Here is a 24,735-nt window from a genome sequence, read left to right on the forward strand (position 1 = left end):
CACGGGCCGGCGCAATATGCAAAGATGGTGGGAGAGCGATAGACGACCAAAAGATGCCGGCTGAGCCTAGCAGCAGCATTAGGCTACCAACCAGCGCCTGACGCGTTGGAAAGCCGCTAATCCGCAGAGCCATAGCGGGCATAGTATTTCTGGTAGTACCGGCGGCCGTGATAAGACTCATATCGTGCGAGCAGCCCAGTGTTAGCCTTGTTCAGAGCCACTCCAAGCAACTTTTCCTGGATCTCCGGTGCAGCGCGAAGATAGTGCTGCACCACGTCTATCTTGGTCTCCCCCCACTCCACCACGAAGATAAAGGAATCGACAAAGGACGAGGCAACGCGCGCGTCGACGACCGGCGCAATCGGAGGCATGTCGAGCACCACGTAGTCAAATTTTGAGCGCAACTGCGTAATGAGATCGTTCATTGCCTTAGAGGCGAGAACCTCATTGGTATGCAAAAGTTTCGAGGTAACGCCTGCGGGCAGAATCGAAAGACTCGTCTGAGGGTCGATGGTCAAGGCGTCCTCTAGTCGAGCCTTCCGGGACATGACGTCGAGGAGACCCAGCTGAGCTTCAGGCACCAAGTCGCGCGACAATGAGGGATTCCGCAGGTCCGCATCGACCAGAATAACTCGTGCCCCACCATGTGCCATGAGTTGTGCAAGGTTCGTAGAGAGCGTGCTTTTACCCTCGTTGGGCATGGTCGAAACGATTGCAACCACACGATTCTCACGCACGATTCCGTTGAGGTCCACAGCCACCTTCAACGAACGCACGGCCTCTGCGAATCGGGAGAGAGGATTCTCGACTACGTAGCGCAATAGGTCGAGAGGTTGACGAGGCCTCTTGCCCAGCGTGCTTCCCAACTTGCCGGCCATAGCGAAGGGCCCCCCGGCCTCGCCCAAGGCAGGAAGGATCGCGATGCAGTTTGTACCGAGTAACTGCTCCACTTGGCTGGTAGTTCTGAATACCTTGTCAGACAATTCGCGTGCCATGGCCAGACCGAAGCTCAGTATCAGGCCTGCGGCCAAGCCTTCCGCGAGAATTGTCAAAGTTTTCGGGTGGCTTTTGCCGAGGGGGGCAGTTGCCGCGCTGATTACTCGCGCCTCGGTGATCGGAAAGGACTGCTGCTGCACCGATTCCATATAGCGTTGCAGGAAATTGTCGTACATTGCCTGATAGGATTGCGCGCTGCTCTCGAGTTCGCGGAGCTGAATTTGCGCTTGGTTAGTAAGCTGGGCTTCCGAGACGACGCTTGCGAGGCTCGACTTGACTGCCTGTTCACGCGTGAGCGCAATATCGTAGTCGCTCTTGTAGGACTCCTGAATGCGCTTCAATTCATCTGTAATATTCTTTCTGATTTCTGCCATCTGCCTCCGCAAATTCACAGCTGCAAGATGATCCGATCCGTATTTTGCCGACCAGATTGATTCCTTGGAGGCCATATCGACGTATTGCCCGCGCAACTTGACAATCGTCTCGTTTCTCAAGGCGTCGGCAACTGAGGCATCGGGGATCTCCTGTTTGACAATATCGTTCATGCGATCCAGCCGCGCCTTCGCTTCGGCTGTGGACGCGTGTGCCAGCACGAGCTGGCTGTTCACCTCCGCGAGCTGCTGCTCATTCATCAACCGTCCGCCTGTGTCGACGATATTGTTAGCGATTTTGAAATCAACCACAGCTTTCTGCGCGGCGGACGCTTGGATACGAAGTTCCTTAATACGGTCCTGCAGCCAGACGCTGGCTCGGCGAGTGGCCTGGTATTTTGCTTCTAGCTGGTCGACAATATAAGCATCTGCGATCGCGTTGGCGATGCGCGCGGCCTTCGCTGGATCTTGCGACGTGAAGCTGATTTCCATGACATACGTTCGGCCCACTCGCTTAACCCGCCGACTACCGGCAAACCGACCCAGCGCACCCCGAGTCAGCTCTAATTCTGAAGGAGGCGGCTGAACTCCTGAAAAAAGCCGGGCGACCGAGCTCACAATTGCACCGAGCAGGCCCCCGCCGGCGGTGAACTCCGGGTCGTCCGTGAGGCGCAGCTCGCGGATCACGGCAAGGCTGATGTTCTCGGAATTGAGGATCTCGACTTGAGTTTCGACCGTTGCCGAATCGATTGCGACATCGCCGAGCACCGATTGCTGTTGAAACAGCTGTACTTTTCTGGTGTCGATCACCATCGACACTGTTGAAGTAAAGCGGGGAACTGCGGTGAAGAGATAAAGCGACGCAAGGATCAGACAGCCTAAGACAACGGCGAGCATGGCTAAGTACTGTCGACGGACAACTTCAAGGTAATAAGCAAACGTGTTCGACGAGTTTCCAACCTCCGGATATTCTCGGTTGATCGACGAGATCGGCTTGTTCACCTGCAACATCCAAGAATTCCTGAAAATAGATTATGTGTCGACTAAGGATCGATGTGTCAAAAGCGCGGCGGTGATCTGGAGCAAGCCCGACGCAAGGCGCTCTGCATTAGCACAATCCTGCCTGCAATTGAACGCCGGTCAATGCAGCGCAGGGCGCGCTTGCGCGACTTTTTCCTGGAAGCTTAACGGCCAAAAAACAAAGCGGCGCCTGCTGGCGCCGCAAATCGCGAGAGGTCATCGGCGGCCGCGAGCCGGATTTCTCAGCGCACCGGGCTGACGCTGTTGGCGGCACTGCCGACGCTGCCGCCGCCGGCGTTTGGTGGGGTGTTGGGCGTGCTGTTGTTGCCGAAGACGACGATGCCGCCGCCGCCGCCCGTAGGGAAGCCGTTGCCAGTGGGTCCGCCAGCTCCGGTACCGCCGCCGCCCGCGCCGGTCGCGGCAATCGCGACATCGCCGATCGCGGCCTGATAGGCGGCGATTACTTCGGGATTACCGGTGCCGGCGATCGCCGCCTGGATTTCATTGGCAAAGGCCTGATCCTGCTGCGCGGCCATGCGCGCGAGCTGAGCGAGGCCAGCGACAATCGCGTTCATCTGATCCTTGGTGGTCGCGGGATCCTTCAGGAGTGCAATTAGGCCGGGCACCGTGGTCGGATCGGAAGCGCCGAGGTCGCGCACGCGCGAGATCAGCTGGGGGCCGCCGGTCGGATATTGCTGCAGGAGGCCAGTTGGAGCGGCCTTGAACTCGGTAATAACGGTGGCAGGCAGCTGACGCTGCGGCGGGTAAATGGCGGCGCTGACAGACGACGAGATGGTCGCGGCGAGGGCCGCGGCGGCAGCCATGCGAAGCGCTTTCCTGATAACGCTCATAAATTAACCTCCAGAAAATTAGTTGCCCCGATTGCGTGCTCGGCGGGGGGCAAACGCCTGTGCATTGCAAGAACCTAGCGAAATAGGAAAAAGCTGTCCAATTATACTAAAAACTTTGTAAACGGAGCAACTGCTTCAATCTGGACCGTTTTGTGAAACCCGGGCTCGCTGCGCAGGGCTGGGCTACGGTTGCGGACGACTCTCGGGGTGCGGTGGCGCTACCGTCTGCGCTCGCGCGGCCCTTCCGGCTCGAGAACGATTGGGCCAGGCCAGCGCCGAAAAGCGCAAAGAACGGAATGCTGTAGCCGGGCACCTGGAGAGTGAAGTCGAGGCACGAATGCAGCAGCGACAGCGTCGCGGTGGCCGCGGCGGAAAGCGGGATGATGACATCGCGCCGCCGGCCGAACACGCCCCGCGCCAGCACCAGCAGCATGATGGCCCAGCCGAGCGCGACCACGAGCGCCATGGGAATGCCCACCTCGGAGGCAAGCTCCAGCGGTGTCGAATGCGCGAAATCCCAGATGCCGCTAATCGAGATGCTCGGGCTGCGGTAGGGCGGGAAGGCCCATCGGAAGGTGCCCATGCCGGTGCCGAACCACGGGTTGTCCGCGACGATCCGCAGCGTCGATTTCCAGGCCTCGACGCGGCCTTCGTCGACCAGGCCCTGGCTGTCGAAACGGCTGGAGACGCGGCCGCCTAGCAGCTGCAGCAGGCCGAGCGCGACGGCGAGCCCTGCGCCGAGCGAGATCCAGATGCCGGTGCGCGGCGGCAAGTCCTTTCTCAGGAACAGCGTGAAGGCGACGATCATCGCCAGCAGCGACAGGCCGACGCCGGCGCGCGATCCCGTCATGAACATCGCCATCAGGCAGATCAGGAAGCATGCGAGCTGCGGCAGGATCTCTTTCGGCGGGATCGCGCGCAGGTCGAGCGACAGGGGGCGCCATTCGATGTGCCGCTCCGGCAGGCGGCGGCGGACGTCCTCCTGGAACAAGAGCATCCAGATCACCGCGGCCGAGCCGAAATAGGCTGCCGCCGTGTTGCGGTTGATGAAGGTGCCGGTGACGCTGCCGAGATAGGCGGTCTTGTCGCGCCACAGGATCATGGTCGGCTCGATCAGGAACGAGGCAACGCCATAGAGCGCGTAGGCCGCGCCGGAGATCGCGATGACCCAGAGCAGGCGGCGCGCGCGCGTCCGGTCGGCGCAGACGGTAATGCCGAGCACGATGGCGAGGATGTTGGCGAGCGGCGCGCCGAGCGCGAAGAACGCCTCGTTCTTGACGATGGACGCGGACGGGGCGATCGGCACGCCGAGCAGATCCGAGGCCTGCTTCCAGATCGGCTGGAACGGCGCGACCCAGGGATGGTCGGAGAGCTGCTCGTGCAGCACGAAAGCGTAAGCGGCGACGATTACGCCGATGCCGGCGAGCAGCCACAGATGATGCGTGCGCAGATCGCGCGTGGGCGCGAAGATCACCGCGATGCCGAGACACAGGCACCAGAACGTGATCGAGAGATCATTGGTCGAGCCGAACGGAAACGGCGCACCGGCGGCCACGAAGAACAGGATGAAGGTCGCGGGCAAGCTCCACGACCAGCGAATTTTGGGAAGCCAAAGGCGCATCGTCGTTTTTGCGAGCTGTGCTCTGGGCTTAGAGGAAGCAATCGATCGGATAGATCTTCAGATCCACGTTGAGGCGGCTGTTCCGGCTCTGCGCGCGGAACGCGTAGAATAATCCAAAACTATCACTCCCCTGATCGAGTTTTATTCCGGGGGTTAATTCGTCGGGCGGGACCAGAACGCCGATGTGGCGGTTGATGGCGGATATCTCGATCCGCCCCTCCCCTTGCGCAAAATGCCCGCCGAGCTGGGTCACCGTGACCTTCGGCAGGCCGCGGCGCTGATGGCAGACATCCTCCTCCCAGAGCTTGGTCTGCTGCACCAGTGGCTTGCCCGGGCCATCGGGCACGACGATGTCGGGGAAGGACGGGCGCAGCATCCCGAAGAACTTGCTCTCCTTGGAGTTCGCCGAGAGGCGAACCGTGAAGGACAGCTCGCCCCTGGCGCCCTTGAGGCGCGACAGGACGGGAGCATCCGGCTCGGCGGAAACCATCACATCGATGCGATGGCGGACGCCCATCTCTGCGGCAGCGCCGAGCACCGGCCCGACCGGTGCAAGCGCGACGGCGAAAGGGACGAGAGCCAAAGGATGCCAGAATGCTCGAAAGCGCATGAAGCCCCTTGCAAAGCCGCGGGGTGACTGATGACCGGCGCGCCCGTGCCGAGTGGCGCCTTGATCCAGATCCCGGGCTTGTCGGCACAGCAGAACCGCCTCGATTGCTAAACGAAAATGGCACCGGGACAAAGCCCCGGTGCCATCGATTTGGTCGATCAAGTCGGCGTCTTACGGCGCCAGCTTGATGTTGTTGCGGAAGATCAGGGCGTCGTTGGCGAGATTGATGCTATCGCTGCCGGTCGCCATGATCACACGCAGGTAGTTCAGGAACTTGGCAACTTCGACGTTGCGCGAGTTCGAGACGTAGATGATGTCGCCGTTTTTCATCATGACCTTGGTGGCGAGGAAGAAGCCGCCTGGATCGCGGAAGTTCACGTTGAAGATAACCGGGATCGTCTCCGAGGTGTACTTGCTCACGTCGATGCCGAGTTGGGCCGCAACCTCGCGCGGCTCGCGGCGATAAAGGTACACGGCAGCCGGATCGGCTTGGCCGTCCAGCAGACCGCCGGCCTTGCCGACGGCTTCGCCGAGGTTGATGCGCCAGGCGTCGAAGTTGAACTCGCCGCTCTGGCCGCTGGCGCCGAACGCCAGGAACTTCTGCTGCTCGCGATAGACGTAGATACTGTCGTCGGGCCGCACATAGACGTTGTTCTCGGGCGCCATCACGAGATTCTCGAACGGCACGGTGGCCCGACGTCCGCCGCGCTCCAGCATGACCCAGGTCTCGAAGCCCTGGCCCTTGATGCCGCCGGCGCGGGTGATCGCATCGAGCACGCGATCCTTCGCGCCCGCCGCGCTCGCCGGATAACGCGCCGGCGAATTGACCTCGCCGAGCACGCTGATCAGCTGGGTGCGCTGCGAGGACATCGCCACGACCGCTTGCGGCTCGATGGCGCGGTTGCCGATCCTCTCGACGATCGCGCGCTGGATTTGGACGGCCGTCAGGCCCGCGGCCTTGATCTGACCGGCATAGGGCACGGTGATGAAGCCATCATTGTCGACCGACTGATCCGGGATCGTCACATAGTTACCCGGGCGGACACCGGCTTCCGCCGGGATGAACAGACCGCCTGCTGCGGCTTCGAAGATGGTGACGCTGACGACGTCGCCGATGCCGAACACGATGCTGGCAGGCGGGCGGCGGTCGGTGAAGACGCCGGCTAGGCCCTTGGGCTCGTGGGTGTGCAGGATCTTCACGGTCGCCGGATTGAGCGGCACCAGCTCGTAGGCCGGCGCGTTTTCCGTCTGGATCTTGTTGTTGACGTCGTCGGTCAGCGGTCCCGACCCCGGATTGGTCGAGCAGGCCCCGATCGCTAAAGCGGCCAGCAGAAAAGCTGGCTTCAACACATAGGTCTTGGCAATAGATGACATGAATCGCGCCCGTGGGTCCCCAAGTGACGTAAATTGGTACGGCCTAGGGGGTGGTGCGACAAGGGTTCCCGCTGGTTAACGGAGCGATCCGTCGGCCACTGTTGCGTGTGGGCCACTCTTTCGGGCCTAGTTTAACCCTTTGTGACTATTTGTTGTATTTCGTGTGCCCCGTTCGAGAGCAAACCGCCCGACTCAAGGGCTCGATGTGTCAAGTGCAAGGCTTCTTGACCAAGCCACCGTCTGCTAAGGCTGGGCCGTTAAGAGCAGGAATCTCCGTGTCAGGCGTCCTTCTGATCCCGCTGTTGGCGGGCTCCCTCCTCGGTGCCGCCGATCGCCCCCTGGGCCCTACCGCCCCCTGCCCTGGCAGCGCGGCGGCCTCCTGTCTCGATTTACCGGTCGTTGCCGTGGCCGCCCCGGCCCATTCCTCCGTCTGGAAATTCACCCGAACCCAAGGAGCCAAGGACGGCGAAAGCTTCGCGGCCATCACGAAGACCGCCGACACGACCCAGTCGGACCCGGACTTTGCCGGCCTGATCGTCCGTTGCGCCCCGAAGGGGAAGGTCGACGTGCTGATCGCGCTGATCCGGCCCTTCCCGCCCCGGAGCCGCCCCAAGGTGACCATTGCTGCGAGCGGCGGCGGCACCTTGACCTTTGATGCCAGCATGGCGGCCGCGGGCGCGGCCGTGCTGTTGCCCGACGAGGTCTCGGCCTTTGCCGCCGGGAAGTGGCAGACGACGGTCTCCCTGTCGGTGGTGGTCAGGGAAGGCGACAGCGAGATCACGGGTATGGTGGCGCTCAACGGGCTGCGGGAGGCCTACCACTCGCTGCTGGCAAATTGCGGCCAATAGGCCAAATTTAGCCATACGACTTAAGGGTCTTTTTAGGCGGCGAACCTAGGGTCCGGAGCACGGAGAGTGTTTCGGATGACCGCCTTTTTGACTTTCAGCTTTCTCACAGGGGCCGTGCTGGGCCAACGCTTTCGCGTGTTTGTGCTCCTGCCGGTCACATTTGCGCTCGTGCTCACCGTGCTGCCGGTCAGCATGATGACCAGCCTTGGCTTCCTTGAAGGCATGAAAGCCGCGGCGTTCGCCGCCATCGCCCTCCAGGGCGGTTACCTCTTCGGTTCGGGGGCGCGCTTTGCCCTTGCCGCCGCACGCGCGATCCGCGTCTTCGGTCGACCGGTCAAGGCCACCCGCTGATTGTGACGCAGGCCTCTGTTTGAAAACGCACCGCTCGCTTGTATGGTGACCTGACCGTTTCAGGATTCCCTTCGAGCGCGCCGTTTGTCCCTCGCCTATTTCGCCCTCATCGTTTCCATCGTTTCCGCTTCCGCTCTCGAAATCGCCGGCGCCGCGTTCGGTGCGCAGCTCGGGACGATGGCCGCAGCGCTAGGCCTGCTGGCCGCGGCCTCGAGCTCGCGCAAGGCCGACTACGAGCACTATGTGCGTGCGACCTTCTGGGGCCGCTGGATTTTAGTCGCCATTCCGCTGTGCATCGTGGCCCAGCTCGCTCCGCTTCCGCTCCGCGTTGCGCATCCGATCTGGGCCAGCGCCCACGAGGTGATCGGTGGCCTGTCGCTCGGGCCGATCACGGCCGATATCGGCTTGACGGTGAATGCGCTGCTGCTGGCGCTTGCCGCGATCTCATTGCTCGGCGTCGCGATCCTGGTGGTCCGCAACCGCGGCCGTGCCGAGCTGGTTCTGTTCGTGCTGAGCGGCGTAACCGCGATCTCCGCCTTGATGTTAGTCCTGCATCGGCTCTCGCCGGCGCTTGCCGGATCCGTCCCCCATGACCTCACGACGAGCCTGGCTGGGCTCGGCCTCATGCTCAATCTGGCGGCTATGCAGCTCGCCGCTGAACGGGCGGAGACGCATCATTCGGTCATTCGCTCCGTCGCGATTGGGCTTTGCGGTCTGGTCGGAGCCTTGGTCAGTGCCGCCGCGATCTTTTCGTTATCAGGGACGAACAGCGCGATCGCAGCGGCCCTTGGCGTCGTGCTGATCCTGCTGATCCTCGTCATCCGCAGACTCGATCTGTCGCCATTGGCCGCGAGCGCCTTGTCGGTGGCAGCCCTGGCGGGCGCGGCGATCGTGCTGACCTTCCTTTTCGAGAAGAACTCCGGACCGATACTCCTGCGGCTCGTCCCGGAGATGGGGGCCGAGACGAAGGCTGCGCTCGAGCGGATGTTGGCCGACACTCGCTGGTTCGGCGCCGGCGCCGGGACCTTTACTGCGGTGGGCAGGATCTATCAGAGCGACGCCGGCGCCGTCCTGACCGCACCCTCGGCGGCCATATCGGTGTTCGCGGCCATGGGTTGGGTCGGCTTGGTCGCCATGATCGCGGTGAGCCTGCTCGCTTTGGTTCGCCTGTTCGTCGGCGCCCTGCAGCGCGGACGCGACTCGTTCTTTCCCGCTTCGGCTGCGGCCTGTGTTTTGTTTGCGCTCGTTCAGAGCTTTGCCGGTCCTGGATTACTGCACCCGGCAGCAATCCTCTGTCTTTCGGTGATCGTGGGCCTCGGACTGTCGCAGAGCGTCAGCCAGCTCACACGATAGGAGCGACAGCCAGACTTGTCAGCCCTTCCAAATGGCGGCTGGACGGTGCGGCAACCATCTGTCGGTTCGGCGGGTCGGCACAGCCACAAGTCACCCGTGAACCCAATCAATAACGCTGCTCTCGAAGCACATACGCGTCTAGCTCATCGGCGAGTGCGCTTTGCCAAGCGGGAGTCTTGATATCGTAAACTTCCTTCAGACGTTGTAAATCCAGCCGCGAATTGGCCGGTCGCACAGCCTTGGTCGGATAATCGCTGGTTGCGATCGGAATGACTTCGCTCGCCTTTAACTCAATACCGCGAGACTGCGCACCCGCAATGATCGCACTGGCAAAGTCGCACCAACTCGCCGACCCCGAATTTGTGAGGTGCAGCAGTCCTTCGGATTGATCGAAGCTACCAGGCAGGTCAGGCTCGGCTTGCTCCAATATCCGAGTAAAGGTCGAAGCGATCGTAGCTGCCGTCGTCGGGGTTCCGAATTGGTCAGCAACGACGCGTAACGTATCGCGCTCTTTGGCAAGACGGATCATCGTTCGCATGAAATTTGCACCCTGCGCTGCATAGACCCATGCAGTTCTTATGATCAAGTGAGCCCCTCCAGCACTACGAACTGCAGTCTCACCCGCGAGCTTGCTAGCACCGTACACAGAAAGAGGTCCCGTCGAATCGTCTTCCCTCCAAAGATCGCGACTTTTGCCGTCGAATACATAATCCGTGGAGAAGTGAACCATCGGCACGCCACGGCCTGCGGCCCAAGCGGCCATGGCAGCCGGCGCATCTCGGTTGATTTGGAACGCAAGCGCGGCTTCATCCTCAGCTTTGTCTACTGCCGTATAGGCCGCTGGATTGACAATAAGATCTGGCCTAAACTCATCCAGTTTGCCTGGGAGAGCTTCCGGCTTCGACAGATCAAATTGCGCACGCAAGGGCGCAACGACATCGTGCTTATCTCCGAGCAAAGGCAGAAGTGCGCCACCAATTTGCCCTGCAGCTCCAGTAAGCAGAATTCGCATCAGATCTGCCCGTAAATTGGCAGATTCTGCATCTGAGAAAGCAGTGGAGCGGCCGCGTCCTTAGCGGACAAAGACGGGCTACTGATACCCCATTCGATTGCGATCGTCGGATCGTCCCAGCGTATTCCAATCTCATCCTGGGGACTGTAGACACCGTCGCACTTATAAAAGAAATCTGCCGTCTCAGAGAGCACAAGAAATCCGTGAGCGAAGCCGCGCGGGATCCATAGTTGACGTCGGTTCTCCTCGCTTAATTCAACCGCAACATGCCGCCCAAAGTATGGGCTGCCAACTCGGACATCGACCGCAACATCAAGCACGCGACCGCGCAACGCGCTCACGAGCTTTCCTTGTGAAAGGGGATTTTGTAGGTGCAGGCCGCGCAGCACACCCTGCGTTGAGCGAGACATGTTGTCCTGAACAAAAGGTCGCGCAATACCAGCCGACGCATATCGCTGAAGCTGGTAAGTTTCCAGAAAGAACCCGCGATCGTCGCCAAAAAGCTTTGGTTCAACAATCAGGACGTCCGGTATTTCCGTTGCAATGACATTCATCTTTACCGTCTACCCGGCATGCTGCAATTTACTCTAGATTCATAACAAAGTTGTGCAACGCACGCTATCTGCTAGTTTGCAAGGGGTAAATCATGTGAGGGGCTATGAAGGGGATTATCCTCGCTGGTGGTACCGGGTCCCGCCTGTACCCGGTGACTACGGTCGTATCGAAGCAATTGCTCCCAGTCTTCGACAAGCCAATGATCTACTATCCTCTTTCAACTCTGATGTTGGCAGGGATCAGGGACATTCTTGTCATTTCCACCCCGCAAGACAAACCGCTCTTTCAGCGCCTTCTCGGCGATGGCGAAGAATTCGGATTGCACTTCGCTTATGCCACTCAGGATACCCCGAGAGGGCTGGCTGACGCCTTCATCGTGGGACGCGACTTCGTCGGTTCAGATTCGGTTGCACTCATTCTCGGCGACAATATTTTCTACGGCCATGGCTTGCCCAGCATGCTTTCGAGCGCGGCATTTAGAAAAGCTGGGGCCACGGTATTTGGCTACGTCGTAAATGAACCGCAAGCCTACGGCGTGATCGAGCTCGACGAAACTGGACGCGCGCTTTCGATCGAGGAAAAACCGAAGAAGCCCAAGTCCAATGTCGCCGTAACTGGCCTTTACTTTTATGACAACGATGTACTCGAGATCGCGGCGAACGTGAAACCCTCGGCGCGTGGGGAAATCGAGATTACCGATGTCAATAAGGCCTATCTCGAGCGTGGCGATCTTTTCGTTGAGGTGCTTGGGCGTGGCTTTGCATGGCTCGACACCGGGACTCACGCCTCCCTGGTGGAGGCAAGCCATTTCGTGCAGATTCTCGAGCAACGTCAGGGCCTGCGCATCGCCTGTCCGGAGGAGATCGCACTTCGTCAAGGCTATATTTCGCTGCAGCAATTCGAGACTGTCGCTGAAAGGTCTGCAAAGAGCAGCTATGGCGAGTATTTGAGATCAATCGCGCGTTCATACTCGCGCTGAATCATTGCTGGAGAAGGGACATGCGCTTCAAGGGGGCCACGATTTTCGTTACCGGTGGCGCAGGCTTTATCGGCTCGGCGGCAATCCGACATCTGTTGCGGGACACGCATGCGCGCGTGGTGAATATCGACAAGCTGACTTACGCCGCCAATTTAGATTCGCTACCGAGCGCTCCAGGCAACCCGCACTATGCCTTTGAGCGACAATGCATCTGTGACGGCCCTGGCCTGCGACGACTGTTTGATAAGTATCAGCCTGATGCTGTGATGAACCTCGCCGCTGAAAGCCACGTCGACCGTTCGATCGATGGCCCTGGTGAGTTCATTCAGACGAATATCGTAGGCACGTTTACTATCTTACAAGAGTCTCTCCGCCACTACCGTTCGCTCTCAGCCGAGAGACGTGATCGATTCCGATTCTTGCACATTTCCACTGACGAGGTGTTCGGTTCGTTAGGCAAGGACGACCTTTTCACCGAGACCACAGCCTACGCGCCGAACTCACCCTACTCTGCAAGCAAGGCGTCCTCTGACCACCTGGTACGCGCGTGGAGGGAAACCTATGGATTGCCGACGCTCGTGACCAATTGCTCCAACAATTATGGTCCGTATCATTTCCCGGAAAAGCTAATCCCGCATATGATCATCAAGGGCCTTCGTGGCGAGAACATGCCTGTCTACGGTGATGGTCAGAACGTACGCGATTGGTTATTCGTCGAGGATCACGCCAAAGCACTAACTCTGGTTCTCGAGCGTGGCGCCCCCGGTGAGACTTACAACATTGGCGGGCGCAATGAGCGCACGAATCTGTACGTCGTTGAGACGATCTGCGATCTACTCGATCGATTGACTCCCGCTGCAGAGGGCCCGCATCGGCGGCTAATCTCGTTCGTTGCAGACCGTCCGGGACATGATCGCCGTTACGCGATCGATGCATCGAAACTGGAAGGCGAACTGGGCTGGAAAGCAGAAGAGAACTTCGAGAGTGGCATCGAGAAGACAGTAGGTTGGTATCTGAACAACCGATTCTGGTGGCAAAACATCCTTGACCGCGGGTATAAGCAGGCGCGGATCGGACTGGGGTAATTGGTGAAATGAAGCTTCTGCCGTTGAACTGACCGTAGTCCGCAACCGCTGTCCAGAACGAACTATAATCCTCTCGTCGGACCTCTTGGGACGACCTGCTCGCAAATAGATTCATCGCATCTCCTTTCCTGAAGGTGCGACGGACGGTTGAGTTGTGGGCCTCGGGCTATCGCAGAGCGTCAGCCAATCCGGATCACGATAGCGCGCGGGTGATCAGACCGCGCGGTCGCCGAGCGAGGCCCAGTAGTTCGGATTCTTGGGCGACTGAATGCGGACCCAGCGATAGGGCTTCTTCGACCACGGCATGATGTGGCCGGAGAGATTGTCCAGCACGAGATCGCCGGAGAAGGTGCGCACCACGACCACGAGATGATGCTCGCCCCAGCTGGTCACGACCTCGCTCAGCAGCACCGAGCGCGCCGGAAAGCCCTTGGCGATCAGATCGTGGCGTTTTGTCACGGCGTAATCGTTGCAGTCGCCGCTCGCCGGATGCAGCAGCCACTTTTCGCCGCGCAGCCCTTCCAGGTTGGCCTCGGGGCGGATCGCGGTGTTGACCCGCTGGTTGACCTCCTGCATCTGCGCCATGCGCTCGGCCGTCAGCTTCAGGCGGCCGCCCCGGAAGACGATCCGCTGCGGCCGCGGCTTGCACTCGTCCTTGTACTTCAGGCAGAAGAGCGTGAACGCCATCGGCGGCAGCGTCGGCTGGTCGAACTTGATGTAGTGGATGGCACCACGCAGCCCCAGGGGCGCCCCGACGAAGGCGGCTTCCGCTTTCTGCTGCACCCCCGCAGCAAGGACGATGGCGGCGACGGCCGCCAGGAACTTCACAACTTTGCGCATGTCGCGCTCCCCGTTCTTGTTGGGGAGACGCTACGCGAGACCTCTTGAAATACGGCTCAAAGGCCACGCGAGGCTTTAATCAAAATGCGGGCTCATCGGTCGGAAACAATTAAGAATACCGATGTGTGACTTGTTCTGCTAAGAGCGGTCACGACTTCCGCTCGTGACGCTGGATGCGATTCGACCGACCCGATGGGCCTTTCCTCCCGCTTTCGCAAGAAGACCAAGCCGCGGCTTCCCGATGGCGTCCGCGTCTATGCGATCGGCGACGTGCATGGCCGCGCCGACTTGCTTCAATCGCTGTTAACCGTGATCGACGCCGACTTGGCCCGCTCGGCGCCGCAACGCGCCATTCAGGTCTTTCTCGGTGACTATGTCGACCGCGGCCCGGACTCACGCGCCGTTCTTGATCTCCTGATCGAACGCTCGAAGTCGCACGAGACGGTCTGTTTGAAGGGCAATCACGAGGTCTTCCTGCTCGAGGTGCTCAAGGACCCCGCCCGCCTGCAGGAGTGGCGCCACTATGGCGGCCTGCTGACGCTGGTCTCCTATGGCGTCACGCCGACGATGAACCCTTCCGCGGAGCAGCAGGTCGAACTGATCGAGGGACTGAGACGTGCGCTCCCGCCGGAGCATCTCGCCTTCCTCCAGCAATTGCCCTCGTCCTTTACCTGCGGCGACTTCTTCTTCGTCCATGCCGGCGTCAAACCGGGCGTCCCGCTCGATCGCCAGAAGGATGAGGACCTGCTCTGGATCCGCGAGGAATTCCTCGCCTCCGAGGAGCGCTTCGGCAAATATGTCGTGCACGGCCATACGCCGGTCAGCGCGCCCGATATCCGGTCGAATCGCATCAACATCGACACCGGCGCTTATGCGACCGGCAACTTGACCCTGTTGACGATCCAAGGCGATAGTCTTCTCGCAATTTGAAAGCTCAGGCCGCAACTTCGGTGATCACGCTTCGCGCCATTGGTATCTTGACCGCGATCGCGCTGGCGCTCCACGCCGGCACAACGTTCTATGGCGATCTGGTGCGGCCGAACTTTCGCGCCAGCGACTTGTTCTCGGGCGAAATTCCGCCGGACAAGGCCAAGCTCGCGGCCGCAGGCAGCCTGGCATCCTTTTCGTGGGATGGCGACCTCCTGGCAAATCATGCGGCGGCAATGGCCGCCGACGTTCTGCATCGTCCGTCGGCCGAGGCAGGCGGAAGGGCCAGCGAGAACAAGACGGCCCAAGCCGCTGTCGTGGCAGCCTTGAAAGTTTCGCCGATCAGGCCGGCGCTCTGGCTCACGCTCGGCACGCTACAGGCCCAGGCCGGCGAGGCGGTCACGCCTGCGGTGAAGATGTCGTACCTGACCGGGTCGGTGCCGATCGACGTTGCCTTCTCACGCGTCCGCACCGTGACCTCGAGCGCCGCGGCAACCGACGAGGAGATCAAGCTGCTGGCGCAATCCGACATCCGGTCGGCGCTGGCCAATCGCTCGCGCTACGAGCCGCTGCTGATCGCGGCCTATGTGCAGGCAACTCCGCAAGGCAAGTCGCTGCTGCTGGAGACGACGAAAGTGACCGATCCCAGATTCAACGAGATCTTGCGGCGGTACTAAATCAGCGCACCGATTTCGGGTTGACCGGCACGAAGTCCTGATCGCGGCGCGGCTGATCGGATCGCCCCTGGTAGACGAACATGCCCTTCTTAGTGGCGACGATGTCGCCTCGCTGCAGGCTGTCGTCGCGAAGCAGACGTTCGGTCGCGACGAGGTCCGGATCTTCCGGAGCCGGCTTGTAGAGTTCCGGATGCTCGCGCCGCTCGCGCGCAACCCCCTTGGCACGGCGCCGCGCATCCTCGATGCGCTGCCGCCATTCGTCGCGCGAGACTTCCGGCTCGCTCGGCGGAAGATAGTCCTTGATGGACGGCTCCGGCTCGGTCTGAGCACGGCACGAGAGCGGGCAGGCGTAGAGAGCCAATCCGACAGCGGCAGCCACGGCCGCCTGAACCGGCGCGCGCGCCGGTCTCCGGCGGTCTGACAGGGACTTGCAGCGGACGGGTCGCACTCCGATGACTCCGATGGCGGGCCGAGCGGCAGCCGCAACTTCAGCTGATGCGGCTGCCAATTGCAACATTTTCGGAACGCAGCGGCCGTCCCTTCAAAAAGCGAAAAACAACCCCATGCACAGTAGCCGGCACCAACCGAATCAATGACTTACGTATTTTCCGAAGTCCTGGCTTGATCCGTCGGGCAAAACAGGTCTAGTATGGCATGATCCGGAGAGAGGCCGACCGATGATCGACCTATCTGCGATCAACGTCGGATGAGCGCCGCAAGGACAATAGCGTCGTTCTAAGGCCTCGTTAGACCATCGCTGCTAGACTTCGGCATCTGTCGATGGAGTTGCCGAGAATGTGTGCAAGCCTGGTATCGTTGTTGCGTGTTGCCGTTGCGGCGTATGCCATGTCCGCCCTCACGGCTCACGCCAGCCCCGTCTGCATCAAGGAGCGGACACCGTTCGCTTTGTCGCAAGACACCGTGAAATGGACGATGTCGATCGCGCCTGGCGCCGACTGCATTCAGGGACTGCGTTGGTCTTATATGCAGATCTTCAACGTATCCGTCGTGAGCGGGCCATCACGGGGACAATTGGCGGTGGTCGGGTCTGGCTTTCGCTATTCTGCAGAAAGGGAAGCGCGAGGCGCCGACAAGTTCACGCTGCTGATTTCGGGCAAGAACCGTCATGATCCCGGGACGTCGACTCTGGAGGTCGAAGTCAACCCGCAATAGGCAGGCCCACGACGCGCGAAGGGGTACCTACTTCGCCCGAAACGCTTTAGTAACGGCGGCTCGACCCGCTGCCCCGGGTTGTATTCCCGTGATAGGGCCGGGCCCGTCCGTAAGTCGTCACGGGAGGCTCGATCCGGCTCGGGATATTCGGCGTCGCGTTGGGACGCGCGGGCTGCGACGGGTTGACGATGATCACATTGCGGTTGGGCGTCGACGGATCGCTGACGCCCTGGGCCCAGGCGCCCGCAGGCACCACAAGGGCGAGTGTGATCAAGACTATTCGTTTCATGCGATATCTCCCGAGCAAGAACGTCAGGGAGGCGAAGACCGTTCCTTCACGACGGCATCACGGTTCGTTGCGCGACCTCACCGCGGTACGGGTGACCTCAGCGAGGCACCGCGATCAGCTTGCCATTCCTCCAGACACCTTGGGCCGCCTGTCCGGTAGAACCGCTACCCACGTTCCGGACAGCCGTAGGCCGCGAGGCAGCCTGGGTGGTCTGCTTCTTTTTGTCGGTCGTCGTCACGATGCTGGAGCTAGTCGTGTTGGCCTGATCCTTGGTCCCTTGTGCAGAAGCAGACTGAACCAGAAAGGCCAAAAACATGATTGCTGTCAAAATGCCGCGCATGGTCACACACCGGAAGAAGGAGCCGGTCGAAATGTCACAGGTTTCCGCCCAAAAGCAAGCGCTACGAAACGACCGCGCAGGACCTTTGCGGCCGGAGCATCAGCGTGTTTCACCGCAACCGACGCGATCCGGGGTGAAAAAACCTAGCGAAACGGCACTATCCGGGCTAGTTGATCGCTCTTGATGACCGAGACCGGCGACACCGCAGCCAACGCCTCGCAGGCGCAAGAGATCAAGGCCGGGCTCGTCCGCCTGTTGTCAGAGCGGATCCGCGAAGTCTCCGGCGACCCCAGGCAGATGCGGGATGTCGTCTACGAGCTGGCTCGCGTCAAGCTTCTGGAACAATTCACCCACGCCGATGCGCGGGAAGCGCGAGAGCTCCAGCAAGTCCTCGAACGCGCCATTCGGGAGGTCGAACGCGCCTTTGAGCGAAGCGAGCAGTCTTCACCGACCAGGGATGCCTCGGTCCCGGTGGCGAATTCTCCACCGGCGAACGTTCCCGTCCCCCCGCCCATTCCGACGCTCGCTGCCTCGGCGTCATCAGCCATTCCGATGGCTGCCGAGACGCCGCGGCGTCCTGCCGCACCGCCAGGATCGCCCGACCAACCCAAACGGAGCGGCGCTTTCAAGTCTCTCGTTCGATTGACCGCGATCCTCCTGCTCATTGCTGGCGCCGGCACCGCGGTCGTGTATTGGCCGCGGCTGAAGGCACAACTGACGGCATCGTCGCAGATGGCGCAGCCCGAACGTTCGGCCAAGGGCCCGGAGCCTCAGCTGACCGCGATTCCGACTCCCTCGGCCAGCGAGACCGCTGAACGAATCCCGGAGAGCGCAAAGGAGCCGGCGCCGGCGGCGCACCCCTCGATACCTTTGCCAACGACGTTCGGCGTCTACGCCTTGAGCGAGGGCCAGCTCCACGAGCTGAAGCCGGTTCCCGGAAAAATTCCGGACCGGCGGGTCGCGATCTCGGCCGCCATCAACACGCCGAGCGCGACCACGTTGATGGACGGCGACGTCAAATTCATCGTGTTCAGGCCCGACGGGGGTATCGACGCCAGCGGGACCGAAGTTCGGGTGATCGCAAAAGTCTCGCGAGCGATGGGCGTCGATGCCAGCGGGAAAGCCACCATGGTCAGCGCCGGCGATTCCTGGGTCATCCGCAGCATGTCCTACCCCTACAAGGTAGGTCCGATCGACGACCAGGCGAGAATGCTGTTGCTGCAACCGGAGCAAGACGGCTTCACGCTCGCGCCCGGCCGCTACATCGTGGTGGTCAGGGGCATGGGCTATGACTTCACCATCGCTGGGACGATCACCGATCCCAACCAATGCGTCGAGCGCATCAATGCGGCGAACGGCGCGTTCTACTCGCCCTGCCCGCCGCCGCGGCGATAACGCAGCCTTTGTTTCCTATTTGGCCGGCTTGCTGTCCTTTGGCGCATCCGCCGGCATGTCGTCGACCTTGCCGTTGTTGGCGACGCATTTCTGGAAGTACTCGCGCTGGTCTTTGCCCGTTCCCTTGGCACTCCCCGCTGCGGGGTTGCCGATCTGCCTGGGCGGAAAGGCCTTGGCCACCGCGGCGTCACATGCCCGCGCCACTTCGGCAGTGATGGCCGACGCCGTCGCCGGCACGGCCAATGTCAAAGCGAATGCCAGCCCAACCAATGTCCGCAAATTCTTGACCGGCACGTCGTTGCTCCTTCACTCGGTGAATGCTTGCCGGACCATACCAAAAAGGAACGAGGCGCCAAACGGCAAAGCGCGCTGAATTGTGACTGCGCACTTGTTCGGACCATGCTCCAGAGCCGCGTCTCGAAGCACGGCCGCAGAGCGCGCAGAAATATCACCGCTCCTAGCTGTTCAGCTGCGGCGGCTTGAAATCCGGAAAGCGCGTGAGCATTGCCGTCTTGACGAACTTCAAGTGGGCGATGCTGCTCGCCAATTCCTTGAGCCGGCGCTGGCCGTTCGAGATGTCGGCCGCGAAGAGATCCTGATGATGATTGTCGAGCGGCTCCCGCTCGAGATATTCGTCGGTGCCGTTTCCGAAGGTGACGGAGGCACGGGCAAGCGCATCGTCGACACGCCGGTTGAGCCCGGCCTGCTCCCTCTCCGCCTCCTGCAAGGCGGTTTCGATCGCGGCCAAAACGGCACCGATCCGCCCGCGGTCGGTCTCCGCGTCACGCTCGGCCGAGCGGGCCTTGAAGGTTTTGTCCTCGCGGCAGGAGCCGAGAAGATTGTGTGCGCGCGCTCTCAGGAACAGCTGAAACATCCGGGCCATCCCACATACGAGATCCAGGCGGGTACCATCGGTCAGACGTAGTTAACAAATCCTGAATCCGGCGCCCGTGCGGTCTGGCTTTGTGCAATCCATGCCCGCCAAGCTCCCGCGTGCTTGGAATACAGCTCGTGCCAGCGGATCTCGCCGTCGGCAGCGGCTCCTTTTCGCACGCGGACCTCGGATGTAAATTGCCCTGTCTCGTTCGATGCAAGATCCAGAGCTTCGAACTCCGCCGTCTCTTCCGGAGACAGGCCGATCAGAACGCGATGCCCTTGGGCATCGACGAAGTATCTGCGCGGCGCGTTGTGCCTTTGATCAGTCATTCGCAGGGCCCTCGTTCATGATCCAAGGCCCCGGACGATCCTTCAGCCGCCGCTCAAAGCCACGAACAAACGCGATCAAAACGAGGACGCAAGTCGCGCCCAGCAAAGCAATCAAATACGCCATTCACGCCCACCTATGCGAGCCGCGACAATACAGGCGGCTAAACTCTCACCATGAATTGCTACGTTCTAGGTTGCCTTTCCAAAGCTCTCAAGCGCCGCACCACGTTAACCTAACTGCGCATGGTTATCCGACCCGGCCGCACGGCAGGATCAGTGTGCGCTCACATGGCTGTGCGCCTACGACGGATGCTCACTCTGCTTGGCGCCCATCGCCGCCGGCGTGTAGGGCGCATAGAGACGATATCGTGCCGATCGCCTGCGCGAGCGCCATGCCCGCACGCCGTAGCCGCAGCAAAAGCCAGCTGCAAAAATCGAAATCAGAACCAGAATTGCAAACATTTGGAATGTTCCCAATGATCGGAACGCTCCTCCCGGTACATTTCAACGTGATGTTCTGACGACTTCAAGATCATCGGCGCTGAAAGTTTTGTCAGAGGAAGATGAAGTTTGTGCAACGTGGTGCTTGAATTTTGGCCGTCGCGAGAACCACGAGCCCGGAGGACGACGAAATCTCGCATCGTTCGGGGGCGATATCCAGCCGGCGATGTTAACCCGTGTTCACGGCGGCAGCAGCCTCGAACGAAGCGGCCGGATGCGCTGTCATCGGGCACAGTTGCGATCTGCACGATAGGTCTTGCGAAACGTTCTCGAACGTATGGAGCGGCCTCTCGGACGAGACCGCTGACGAAGCATCCGTGCTTCTACGGAGCGCCATGCACCAACTTCATCGCGGTAAGGTTGAGAGGTTAGCTTAACCCGCGTTGTTTGTTGCGAACTTTCGGCGATTGCTTATCCATCTCGCACCGGGCTCCCCCAAGCCCGGCCCCACCCAAGCAAAGCCGTCGAGCGAACATGGGTCCGCTTGGCGGCTTTGTCGTTGTGTCGACGAGAGGATCATTTCGGTTATGGCGCGCAGGCCCTGGTCGTTCAAGGAAGATCGCCGGCTCATCGAGCTGGCCAAGTCTTCAACCTCGCTGGAGCAGGCAGCGAAAGCTCTCGGGCGCTCGCCCGATGCGATCAAGCGCATGGCGTTGCGGCTTGGTCTTTCCTTGAAGTCGAAGCCGGCAAAGAAGAGCTGATCTTAGAAGTGCCGGCGCTCGCCTCCGCTTCATGTACGGCCGCTGCAGTCGAACGGGCCCCGCATCGATAGGCTAGCCGCCCCTTATCCCGGGGTCGTTCCGGTCCGCCATCGTCTTGGACGGTGAGGTGGATTGAGCGGGTTGCCGGCGGTGCCCCGCCAGCCGCCACACTTAATTCTGCGTCCTCTTCTGGGACCCCATCCCTGGGCTGGTTCCGTAGCTGGGCGTCCCCGTTCCCTTGAAGGCGCCGCCCATCGTGTCGGATCCGGAATTCGTGCCCGTGCCACTGCGCGTCGCGGAGGTGGATTGCGTGCCCGATGGCGTGTCTTTGGTCCCCTGCGCCGAGGCCAGAGAGCTCCCGATTGTCAACGCCATCACGAGACTTAACGTCCTGATCATACTGCTCAACTTTCCATGCTTGTTTCTGACCCCGAGCCGCCAGACCATTGGCCGGGCACTGCTCAGGCGGGGCCCTTCGGGCCAGTCTTTCCGTTAAACCCTATCTTAGCCCCCGCTGGCTAGGATCAATCTCCACGCCTTGCTTGAATTTCCGCCCCGCCTGTTTTCGCCTGAGCCGGATGAGAGTGCTGCGACCAGACCTCCCGTTTGTGGCACTCGTGCTTGCGAGCACGATGGCGTTCGCCTTGGCGGGTCATTTCGCCGCTGGCGCCGTCATTCGCCAGCACCAGGCGCATCAGCTCAATGAGCTCACCGAGGTGGTTCTGCGCCGATCGGAGCTTGCAGTCGATTTCGCTGCGGGCAGCCTGGACGAGCTCGCGCGGCGCAATTTCGCCAGCTGCGAGCCGGCGGCGCTGCAAGCCATCCGCCTGCATGTCTACCAGCGCTCGGCGATCAAGGACGTCCGCCTCGTCAAGCCGGACGGCTCGGTGATCTGCTCGGCCTATTCCGAGACGCTCGAATTCGACAAGGGATGGGTGGATCGCCGCGACATGCTGCCTTCGCGCGACAAGACGCTTTCCCTGTTCCGCGTGGAGCAGTTTGGCGGCGACGCCCTGGGCGTGCTCAGGGACGTCAATGGCAACTCCGCCCTGGTCGCCATTGTCGGTGTCAATGCCAGCCTGTTCGACATCATGCCGGCCGAGCTGCGCGCGCACAGCCAGGTGATCCTCGCCTTGAGCAATGGCGAGAAGCTCGGCGAATTCCAGACCGAGGCCGGCAAGTCTCTGCCGGCGCCGATCGGCTTCGAGCGAGCGTCCGCTCGGCTCCCGCTTCATGCCACGATCCGGCTCGAGGACGCGGTGCTGTCGAGCTGGAACACCGAGGCCTATTGGCCAACGCTTGCAGTGGCGCTCGGACTTGGCGCGATCTTCGGCATCCTGCTGGCACGCAACCGCCGCATGGAGGGGCCAGTGGCCGATCTCGACCGGGCGCTGACAGCCGGCGAATTCATGCCATATTACCAACCGATCTTCGACCTCCGGACAGGTCGGATCAAGGGCTGCGAGATTCTGGCGCGCTGGCTGCGCCGCGACGGCTCGGTGGTCCCGCCGATGAATTTCATTCCGCTCGCCGAATCCAGCGGACGCATCCAGGCGATGACCTGGCAGATCCTGGGATCGGCGCTCACCGAGCTCAGGCCATTGCTCAGGGCCGACAAGAATTTCAAGCTGTCGCTGAACGTCGTGCCCAAGCACCTCCTGAGCGCCGGCTTCGTCGAAACACTGCGGCGCACGGTTCTGACGGCACGCGTCTCCGCGCGCCAGATCGTGGTCGAGATCACCGAGCGCGACGAATTGGATGATTTCGCCCGCGCCGCTTCGGTCGTGGCCGAGCTGCGGGACCGCGGCTTCCGCGTCGCCATCGACGACGTCGGCGTCGGCCATAGCGGTTTGTCGCGGCTGAAGGGCCTCGGCGCCGATACGATCAAGATCGACAAGTTCTTCGTGGACACGATCACGGTGGACGCATCGACGACCACGATCGTGGAGATGCTGGTGGCGCTCGCGAAAGACCTCAATATGAGCGTGGTCGCCGAAGGCATCGAGACGGAGGAGCAGCTCCGCGCGTTGCTCGCCTCCGGCGTCGAGGAAGGTCAAGGCTATCTGGTTGCGCCGCCCCTGCCCGCCGCCAAATTCAATGAGCTCATCAAATCGCGTCGGGCTGCGCAGCCGGATGCGGCGACATCCGGTGCTAAGGCTTTGGTGGCCTGACTGGCCGGCCCCCAGAGGCTTTAACGATACTTTCTAACGATGTTTTCGGCTTTCGAACCGGAGCGGCGACCAACCTTGTATGTTGGCGCCATGCGCAGGAACCACCTCATAGCAGCCGCAAGCATCTGTCTGGCGCTGATCGCCTATGCCACGCTGGCGAAGCTGTCGGGCCGGCCTGCGCTCATGGGTCACCACGAGGCCTATTGGATCGTCGTGATCGAGCGCTTCAGCGCCTATGGCCTGCTCGGCTTCCTGCTGTCGTTCCTGCTGCCGGGACGGTTTAGCCTGGCTTGCTCGCTCGTCATCGCAGTCGCCATGGGGTTGGAGCTGATGCAAGCGTTGATACCCGATCGCGATCCAGGCTTTCTCGACGTGCTGCAGAAGGCGGCGGGCGGCACCGTGGGCGTCATGCTCGCCCAGATGATCCTGGCGTTCCTGCCCAGACCACCTGCCTGAAACGGCGAGCATGGCCTCGGCGGAGCGACCGGGCGACCCGGTCCTTACTTCATCATCTGGCCGCGTAACTCACCGCCTGGGTTGGCGGCCGTGTGAATGTTCGCGTACCATTTTCCGCCCAACAGATCCGCCGCCTGCGCCTCGGTGAGGGTTGCACTGCCTTCGATCGGGCTTTGCGCCGTCTTGAACGGCAGGGCGATGCCGGCATTCTTCCCGGCCTCGCCGGGGCCGTGAAAATGCGCCCCTATCGCCGGTCCCGTCAACCCGGTAAAGGTGACGAGGTAGGTCAGGACCTTCGTTTCGGTGTTGTAGCTCGCCTCCGCCTTGCCCGACCCGGTCGAGCTATTCGGCGGCACTTCATTGCTTCCCTTGAGCTCCGCTCGCAGCTTCACGACCTCCGCACCTGCCGTTCCGCTCGTCGCGCTGACGCCTCCGACCAGCGCCAATGCCCCCAACAGTGCCACGGACCGTCGACACACGGCTTTGCTCATGCACTTCCTCCTGCGGATTTCGTTGGTCCCGCGATGAAAACACCGAGGACTGCCGGACATTCCACCGCAGAGCTTATGCTGATTCGGGACAACGCTCGCGGGAATTAGCCATCGCAAGCGCATCACGCGCCGGCTCAGGCCGCCCCGCGCCTCGTGTGACGCTCGGAGGGAACCAGGAGCTCGGCCATCTTCCGGTGGGTGTCGTGCAGCGCTTCAATGGCGCAGTCGAGATCGAAATCCGCCTCGCGGACGGATGCAAAGAACTTGGCCGTCAGCGCCAGATCGAGCTTGACGCGCGTGGCACCGTCGCGACTCCTGCGACGATCGAGCGACAAATGGATCGCGCGGTCCCTCGCCTCCACAGCATCGCAGCCGCAAAGCGCGCCGAGCTCGTCATATGTCATCCAGATTTGAGGCATGTTCTTCCACCACGCTTGATCTATCGCAGACTAGATAGCTCTCGCTTCTGAAGGCGGAGTTTCTGCAGCGCGAATTCGAGCCAACAACGTCAACGCAATCCTAAGCGCGGCGCAGACGTGAGC

General features: G+C 61.3%; 28 protein-coding genes. 12 read left to right on the plus strand and 16 right to left on the minus strand.

What is annotated here, in order from left to right; translation table 11 throughout:
- Positions 1 to 116: 116 nt before the first annotated feature.
- From XF30_RS33685 to XF30_RS33705, 5 genes are all read right to left on the minus strand, one after another.
- A complete protein-coding gene (locus tag XF30_RS33685; RefSeq protein ID WP_109145081.1) occupies positions 117 to 2,378 on the minus strand; it encodes a polysaccharide biosynthesis tyrosine autokinase in 2,262 nt (753 codons plus the stop codon).
- A gap of 251 nt (positions 2,379 to 2,629) precedes the next feature.
- Positions 2,630 to 3,211 carry a hypothetical protein gene (locus tag XF30_RS33690; protein WP_244609066.1) on the minus strand — a complete coding sequence of 194 codons (582 nt, stop codon included), beginning with the start codon at positions 3,209 to 3,211 and terminating at the stop codon, positions 2,630 to 2,632.
- A 133-nt stretch (positions 3,212 to 3,344) separates the two neighbouring features.
- Positions 3,345 to 4,859, minus strand: coding sequence for an O-antigen ligase family protein (locus tag XF30_RS33695; RefSeq protein ID WP_109145083.1), 1,515 nt, complete (start codon positions 4,857 to 4,859; stop codon positions 3,345 to 3,347).
- A 28-nt stretch (positions 4,860 to 4,887) separates the two neighbouring features.
- Positions 4,888 to 5,631 carry a hypothetical protein gene (locus XF30_RS33700; protein ID WP_244609067.1) on the minus strand — a complete coding sequence of 248 codons (744 nt, stop codon included), beginning with the start codon at positions 5,629 to 5,631 and terminating at the stop codon, positions 4,888 to 4,890.
- A 9-nt stretch (positions 5,632 to 5,640) separates the two neighbouring features.
- Entirely contained in the window at positions 5,641 to 6,843 is a 1,203-nt protein-coding gene (locus XF30_RS33705) for a polysaccharide biosynthesis/export family protein (protein ID WP_109145084.1), read from the minus strand.
- Positions 6,844 to 7,247: 404 nt separating this feature from the next.
- Here XF30_RS33705 and XF30_RS33710 point away from each other — a divergent pair, with 404 nt between their 5' ends.
- From XF30_RS33710 to XF30_RS33720, 3 genes are all read left to right on the plus strand, one after another.
- Positions 7,248 to 7,691 carry a hypothetical protein gene (locus tag XF30_RS33710; RefSeq protein WP_244609068.1) on the plus strand — a complete coding sequence of 148 codons (444 nt, stop codon included), beginning with the start codon at positions 7,248 to 7,250 and terminating at the stop codon, positions 7,689 to 7,691.
- A gap of 75 nt (positions 7,692 to 7,766) precedes the next feature.
- Complete coding sequence (locus XF30_RS33715) at positions 7,767 to 8,042, plus strand: hypothetical protein (RefSeq protein ID WP_109145085.1); 276 nt, start codon at positions 7,767 to 7,769, stop codon at positions 8,040 to 8,042.
- Between the two features lie 84 nt (positions 8,043 to 8,126).
- Positions 8,127 to 9,395: a hypothetical protein gene (locus XF30_RS33720; RefSeq protein WP_109145086.1), complete on the plus strand. Its 1,269-nt coding sequence runs from the start codon at positions 8,127 to 8,129 to the stop codon at positions 9,393 to 9,395.
- 106 nt (positions 9,396 to 9,501) lie between these two features.
- On the opposite strand, the gene rfbD is transcribed toward XF30_RS33720, so the two are convergent.
- The gene (gene rfbD / locus XF30_RS33725) at positions 9,502 to 10,407 is read right to left on the minus strand and encodes a dTDP-4-dehydrorhamnose reductase (RefSeq protein WP_109145087.1); all 906 of its coding nucleotides are present in this window, start codon (positions 10,405 to 10,407) and stop codon (positions 9,502 to 9,504) included.
- Positions 10,407 to 10,961, minus strand: a complete 555-nt coding sequence (gene rfbC / locus XF30_RS33730; protein WP_109145088.1) for a dTDP-4-dehydrorhamnose 3,5-epimerase — start codon at positions 10,959 to 10,961, stop codon at positions 10,407 to 10,409. Before rfbC ends, rfbD begins: the two co-directional genes overlap by 1 nt.
- A 104-nt stretch (positions 10,962 to 11,065) precedes the next feature.
- On the opposite strand from rfbC, the gene rfbA reads away from it, so the two are divergent.
- Together rfbA and rfbB are read left to right on the plus strand one after the other, a co-directional pair.
- A complete protein-coding gene (rfbA, locus tag XF30_RS33735) occupies positions 11,066 to 11,941 on the plus strand; it encodes a glucose-1-phosphate thymidylyltransferase RfbA (RefSeq protein WP_109145089.1) in 876 nt (291 codons plus the stop codon).
- 20 nt (positions 11,942 to 11,961) lie between these two features.
- The gene (rfbB, locus tag XF30_RS33740) at positions 11,962 to 13,026 is read left to right on the plus strand and encodes a dTDP-glucose 4,6-dehydratase (RefSeq protein ID WP_109145090.1); all 1,065 of its coding nucleotides are present in this window, start codon (positions 11,962 to 11,964) and stop codon (positions 13,024 to 13,026) included.
- Positions 13,027 to 13,239: 213 nt separating this feature from the next.
- Here the strand turns inward: rfbB and XF30_RS33745 are convergent, their stop codons facing one another.
- A complete protein-coding gene (locus XF30_RS33745; RefSeq protein WP_109145091.1) occupies positions 13,240 to 13,866 on the minus strand; it encodes a transglutaminase-like cysteine peptidase in 627 nt (208 codons plus the stop codon).
- 192 nt (positions 13,867 to 14,058) lie between these two features.
- Here XF30_RS33745 and XF30_RS33750 point away from each other — a divergent pair, with 192 nt between their 5' ends.
- Positions 14,059 to 14,796, plus strand: coding sequence for a metallophosphoesterase family protein (locus XF30_RS33750; RefSeq protein WP_109145092.1), 738 nt, complete (start codon positions 14,059 to 14,061; stop codon positions 14,794 to 14,796).
- Between the two features lie 20 nt (positions 14,797 to 14,816).
- On the plus strand, positions 14,817 to 15,470 hold the full coding sequence (locus XF30_RS33755) for a hypothetical protein (protein ID WP_036011260.1): 654 nt from the start codon (positions 14,817 to 14,819) through the stop codon (positions 15,468 to 15,470).
- A gap of 1 nt (position 15,471) precedes the next feature.
- Here the strand turns inward: XF30_RS33755 and XF30_RS33760 are convergent, their stop codons facing one another.
- Entirely contained in the window at positions 15,472 to 15,849 is a 378-nt protein-coding gene (locus tag XF30_RS33760; RefSeq protein ID WP_109145093.1) for a hypothetical protein, read from the minus strand.
- 416 nt (positions 15,850 to 16,265) lie between these two features.
- Here XF30_RS33760 and XF30_RS33765 point away from each other — a divergent pair, with 416 nt between their 5' ends.
- Positions 16,266 to 16,643, plus strand: coding sequence for a hypothetical protein (locus XF30_RS33765; RefSeq protein WP_244609069.1), 378 nt, complete (start codon positions 16,266 to 16,268; stop codon positions 16,641 to 16,643).
- A 46-nt stretch (positions 16,644 to 16,689) separates the two neighbouring features.
- On the opposite strand, the gene XF30_RS37925 is transcribed toward XF30_RS33765, so the two are convergent.
- Positions 16,690 to 16,932: a hypothetical protein gene (locus XF30_RS37925; protein WP_128262894.1), complete on the minus strand. Its 243-nt coding sequence runs from the start codon at positions 16,930 to 16,932 to the stop codon at positions 16,690 to 16,692.
- 97 nt (positions 16,933 to 17,029) lie between these two features.
- Entirely contained in the window at positions 17,030 to 17,272 is a 243-nt protein-coding gene (locus XF30_RS33770) for a hypothetical protein (RefSeq protein WP_036035522.1), read from the minus strand.
- Between the two features lie 183 nt (positions 17,273 to 17,455).
- Here XF30_RS33770 and XF30_RS33775 point away from each other — a divergent pair, with 183 nt between their 5' ends.
- Positions 17,456 to 18,667 (plus strand): ribosomal eL19 family protein, encoded by a 1,212-nt coding sequence (locus XF30_RS33775; RefSeq protein WP_109145094.1) that lies wholly within the window; start codon positions 17,456 to 17,458, stop codon positions 18,665 to 18,667.
- A gap of 15 nt (positions 18,668 to 18,682) precedes the next feature.
- Here XF30_RS33775 and XF30_RS33780 read toward each other — a convergent pair whose 3' ends face one another.
- From XF30_RS33780 to XF30_RS33790, 3 genes are all read right to left on the minus strand, one after another.
- Entirely contained in the window at positions 18,683 to 18,961 is a 279-nt protein-coding gene (locus XF30_RS33780; RefSeq protein ID WP_225112340.1) for a hypothetical protein, read from the minus strand.
- A gap of 163 nt (positions 18,962 to 19,124) precedes the next feature.
- Complete coding sequence (locus XF30_RS33785; protein ID WP_109145095.1) at positions 19,125 to 19,541, minus strand: hypothetical protein; 417 nt, start codon at positions 19,539 to 19,541, stop codon at positions 19,125 to 19,127.
- 41 nt (positions 19,542 to 19,582) lie between these two features.
- A complete protein-coding gene (locus XF30_RS33790) occupies positions 19,583 to 19,873 on the minus strand; it encodes a hypothetical protein (protein ID WP_036011277.1) in 291 nt (96 codons plus the stop codon).
- Between the two features lie 908 nt (positions 19,874 to 20,781).
- Between XF30_RS33790 and XF30_RS38330 the strand changes: the two genes are divergently transcribed.
- The 3 genes from XF30_RS38330 to XF30_RS33805 all read left to right on the plus strand — a co-directional run bounded on the left by XF30_RS38330 (position 20,782) and on the right by XF30_RS33805 (position 23,702).
- Positions 20,782 to 21,075, plus strand: a complete 294-nt coding sequence (locus XF30_RS38330; RefSeq protein ID WP_156446746.1) for a hypothetical protein — start codon at positions 20,782 to 20,784, stop codon at positions 21,073 to 21,075.
- 578 nt (positions 21,076 to 21,653) lie between these two features.
- On the plus strand, positions 21,654 to 23,246 hold the full coding sequence (locus XF30_RS33800; protein WP_109145097.1) for an EAL domain-containing protein: 1,593 nt from the start codon (positions 21,654 to 21,656) through the stop codon (positions 23,244 to 23,246).
- A 90-nt stretch (positions 23,247 to 23,336) separates the two neighbouring features.
- Positions 23,337 to 23,702, plus strand: a complete 366-nt coding sequence (locus XF30_RS33805; protein WP_036011287.1) for a VanZ family protein — start codon at positions 23,337 to 23,339, stop codon at positions 23,700 to 23,702.
- Positions 23,703 to 23,746: 44 nt separating this feature from the next.
- Here XF30_RS33805 and XF30_RS33810 read toward each other — a convergent pair whose 3' ends face one another.
- On the minus strand, positions 23,747 to 24,193 hold the full coding sequence (locus tag XF30_RS33810) for a CHRD domain-containing protein (protein ID WP_036026578.1): 447 nt from the start codon (positions 24,191 to 24,193) through the stop codon (positions 23,747 to 23,749).
- Between the two features lie 134 nt (positions 24,194 to 24,327).
- Positions 24,328 to 24,612: a hypothetical protein gene (locus XF30_RS33815; RefSeq protein WP_036011293.1), complete on the minus strand. Its 285-nt coding sequence runs from the start codon at positions 24,610 to 24,612 to the stop codon at positions 24,328 to 24,330.
- Between the last annotated feature and the right edge of the window lie 123 nt (positions 24,613 to 24,735).

The sequence above is a fragment of the Bradyrhizobium sp. SUTN9-2 genome (assembly GCF_003122645.1).
Classification (GTDB): domain Bacteria; phylum Pseudomonadota; class Alphaproteobacteria; order Rhizobiales; family Xanthobacteraceae; genus Bradyrhizobium; species Bradyrhizobium yuanmingense.

What these genes read in the sequence shown, in the direction of transcription:
- XF30_RS33685 (WP_109145081.1), bottom strand. Translation starts at nt 2,378, where the DNA reads ATGTTGCAGGTGAACAAGCCGATCTCGTCGATCAACCGAGAATATCCG.
- XF30_RS33690 (WP_244609066.1), bottom strand. Translation starts at nt 3,211, where the DNA reads ATGGCTGCCGCCGCGGCCCTCGCCGCGACCATCTCGTCGTCTGTCAGC.
- XF30_RS33695 (WP_109145083.1), bottom strand. Translation starts at nt 4,859, where the DNA reads ATGCGCCTTTGGCTTCCCAAAATTCGCTGGTCGTGGAGCTTGCCCGCG.
- XF30_RS33705 (WP_109145084.1), bottom strand. Translation starts at nt 6,843, where the DNA reads ATGTCATCTATTGCCAAGACCTATGTGTTGAAGCCAGCTTTTCTGCTG.
- XF30_RS33715 (WP_109145085.1), top strand. Translation starts at nt 7,767, where the DNA reads ATGACCGCCTTTTTGACTTTCAGCTTTCTCACAGGGGCCGTGCTGGGC.
- rfbD (WP_109145087.1), bottom strand. Translation starts at nt 10,407, where the DNA reads ATGCGAATTCTGCTTACTGGAGCTGCAGGGCAAATTGGTGGCGCACTT.
- rfbC (WP_109145088.1), bottom strand. Translation starts at nt 10,961, where the DNA reads ATGAATGTCATTGCAACGGAAATACCGGACGTCCTGATTGTTGAACCA.
- rfbA (WP_109145089.1), top strand. Translation starts at nt 11,066, where the DNA reads ATGAAGGGGATTATCCTCGCTGGTGGTACCGGGTCCCGCCTGTACCCG.
- rfbB (WP_109145090.1), top strand. Translation starts at nt 11,962, where the DNA reads ATGCGCTTCAAGGGGGCCACGATTTTCGTTACCGGTGGCGCAGGCTTT.
- XF30_RS33745 (WP_109145091.1), bottom strand. Translation starts at nt 13,866, where the DNA reads ATGCGCAAAGTTGTGAAGTTCCTGGCGGCCGTCGCCGCCATCGTCCTT.
- XF30_RS33750 (WP_109145092.1), top strand. Translation starts at nt 14,059, where the DNA reads ATGGGCCTTTCCTCCCGCTTTCGCAAGAAGACCAAGCCGCGGCTTCCC.
- XF30_RS33765 (WP_244609069.1), top strand. Translation starts at nt 16,266, where the DNA reads ATGTGTGCAAGCCTGGTATCGTTGTTGCGTGTTGCCGTTGCGGCGTAT.
- XF30_RS37925 (WP_128262894.1), bottom strand. Translation starts at nt 16,932, where the DNA reads ATGAAACGAATAGTCTTGATCACACTCGCCCTTGTGGTGCCTGCGGGC.
- XF30_RS33770 (WP_036035522.1), bottom strand. Translation starts at nt 17,272, where the DNA reads ATGCGCGGCATTTTGACAGCAATCATGTTTTTGGCCTTTCTGGTTCAG.
- XF30_RS33775 (WP_109145094.1), top strand. Translation starts at nt 17,456, where the DNA reads ATGACCGAGACCGGCGACACCGCAGCCAACGCCTCGCAGGCGCAAGAG.
- XF30_RS33785 (WP_109145095.1), bottom strand. Translation starts at nt 19,541, where the DNA reads ATGTTTCAGCTGTTCCTGAGAGCGCGCGCACACAATCTTCTCGGCTCC.
- XF30_RS33790 (WP_036011277.1), bottom strand. Translation starts at nt 19,873, where the DNA reads ATGACTGATCAAAGGCACAACGCGCCGCGCAGATACTTCGTCGATGCC.
- XF30_RS33800 (WP_109145097.1), top strand. Translation starts at nt 21,654, where the DNA reads ATGAGAGTGCTGCGACCAGACCTCCCGTTTGTGGCACTCGTGCTTGCG.
- XF30_RS33805 (WP_036011287.1), top strand. Translation starts at nt 23,337, where the DNA reads ATGCGCAGGAACCACCTCATAGCAGCCGCAAGCATCTGTCTGGCGCTG.
- XF30_RS33810 (WP_036026578.1), bottom strand. Translation starts at nt 24,193, where the DNA reads ATGAGCAAAGCCGTGTGTCGACGGTCCGTGGCACTGTTGGGGGCATTG.
- XF30_RS33815 (WP_036011293.1), bottom strand. Translation starts at nt 24,612, where the DNA reads ATGCCTCAAATCTGGATGACATATGACGAGCTCGGCGCGCTTTGCGGC.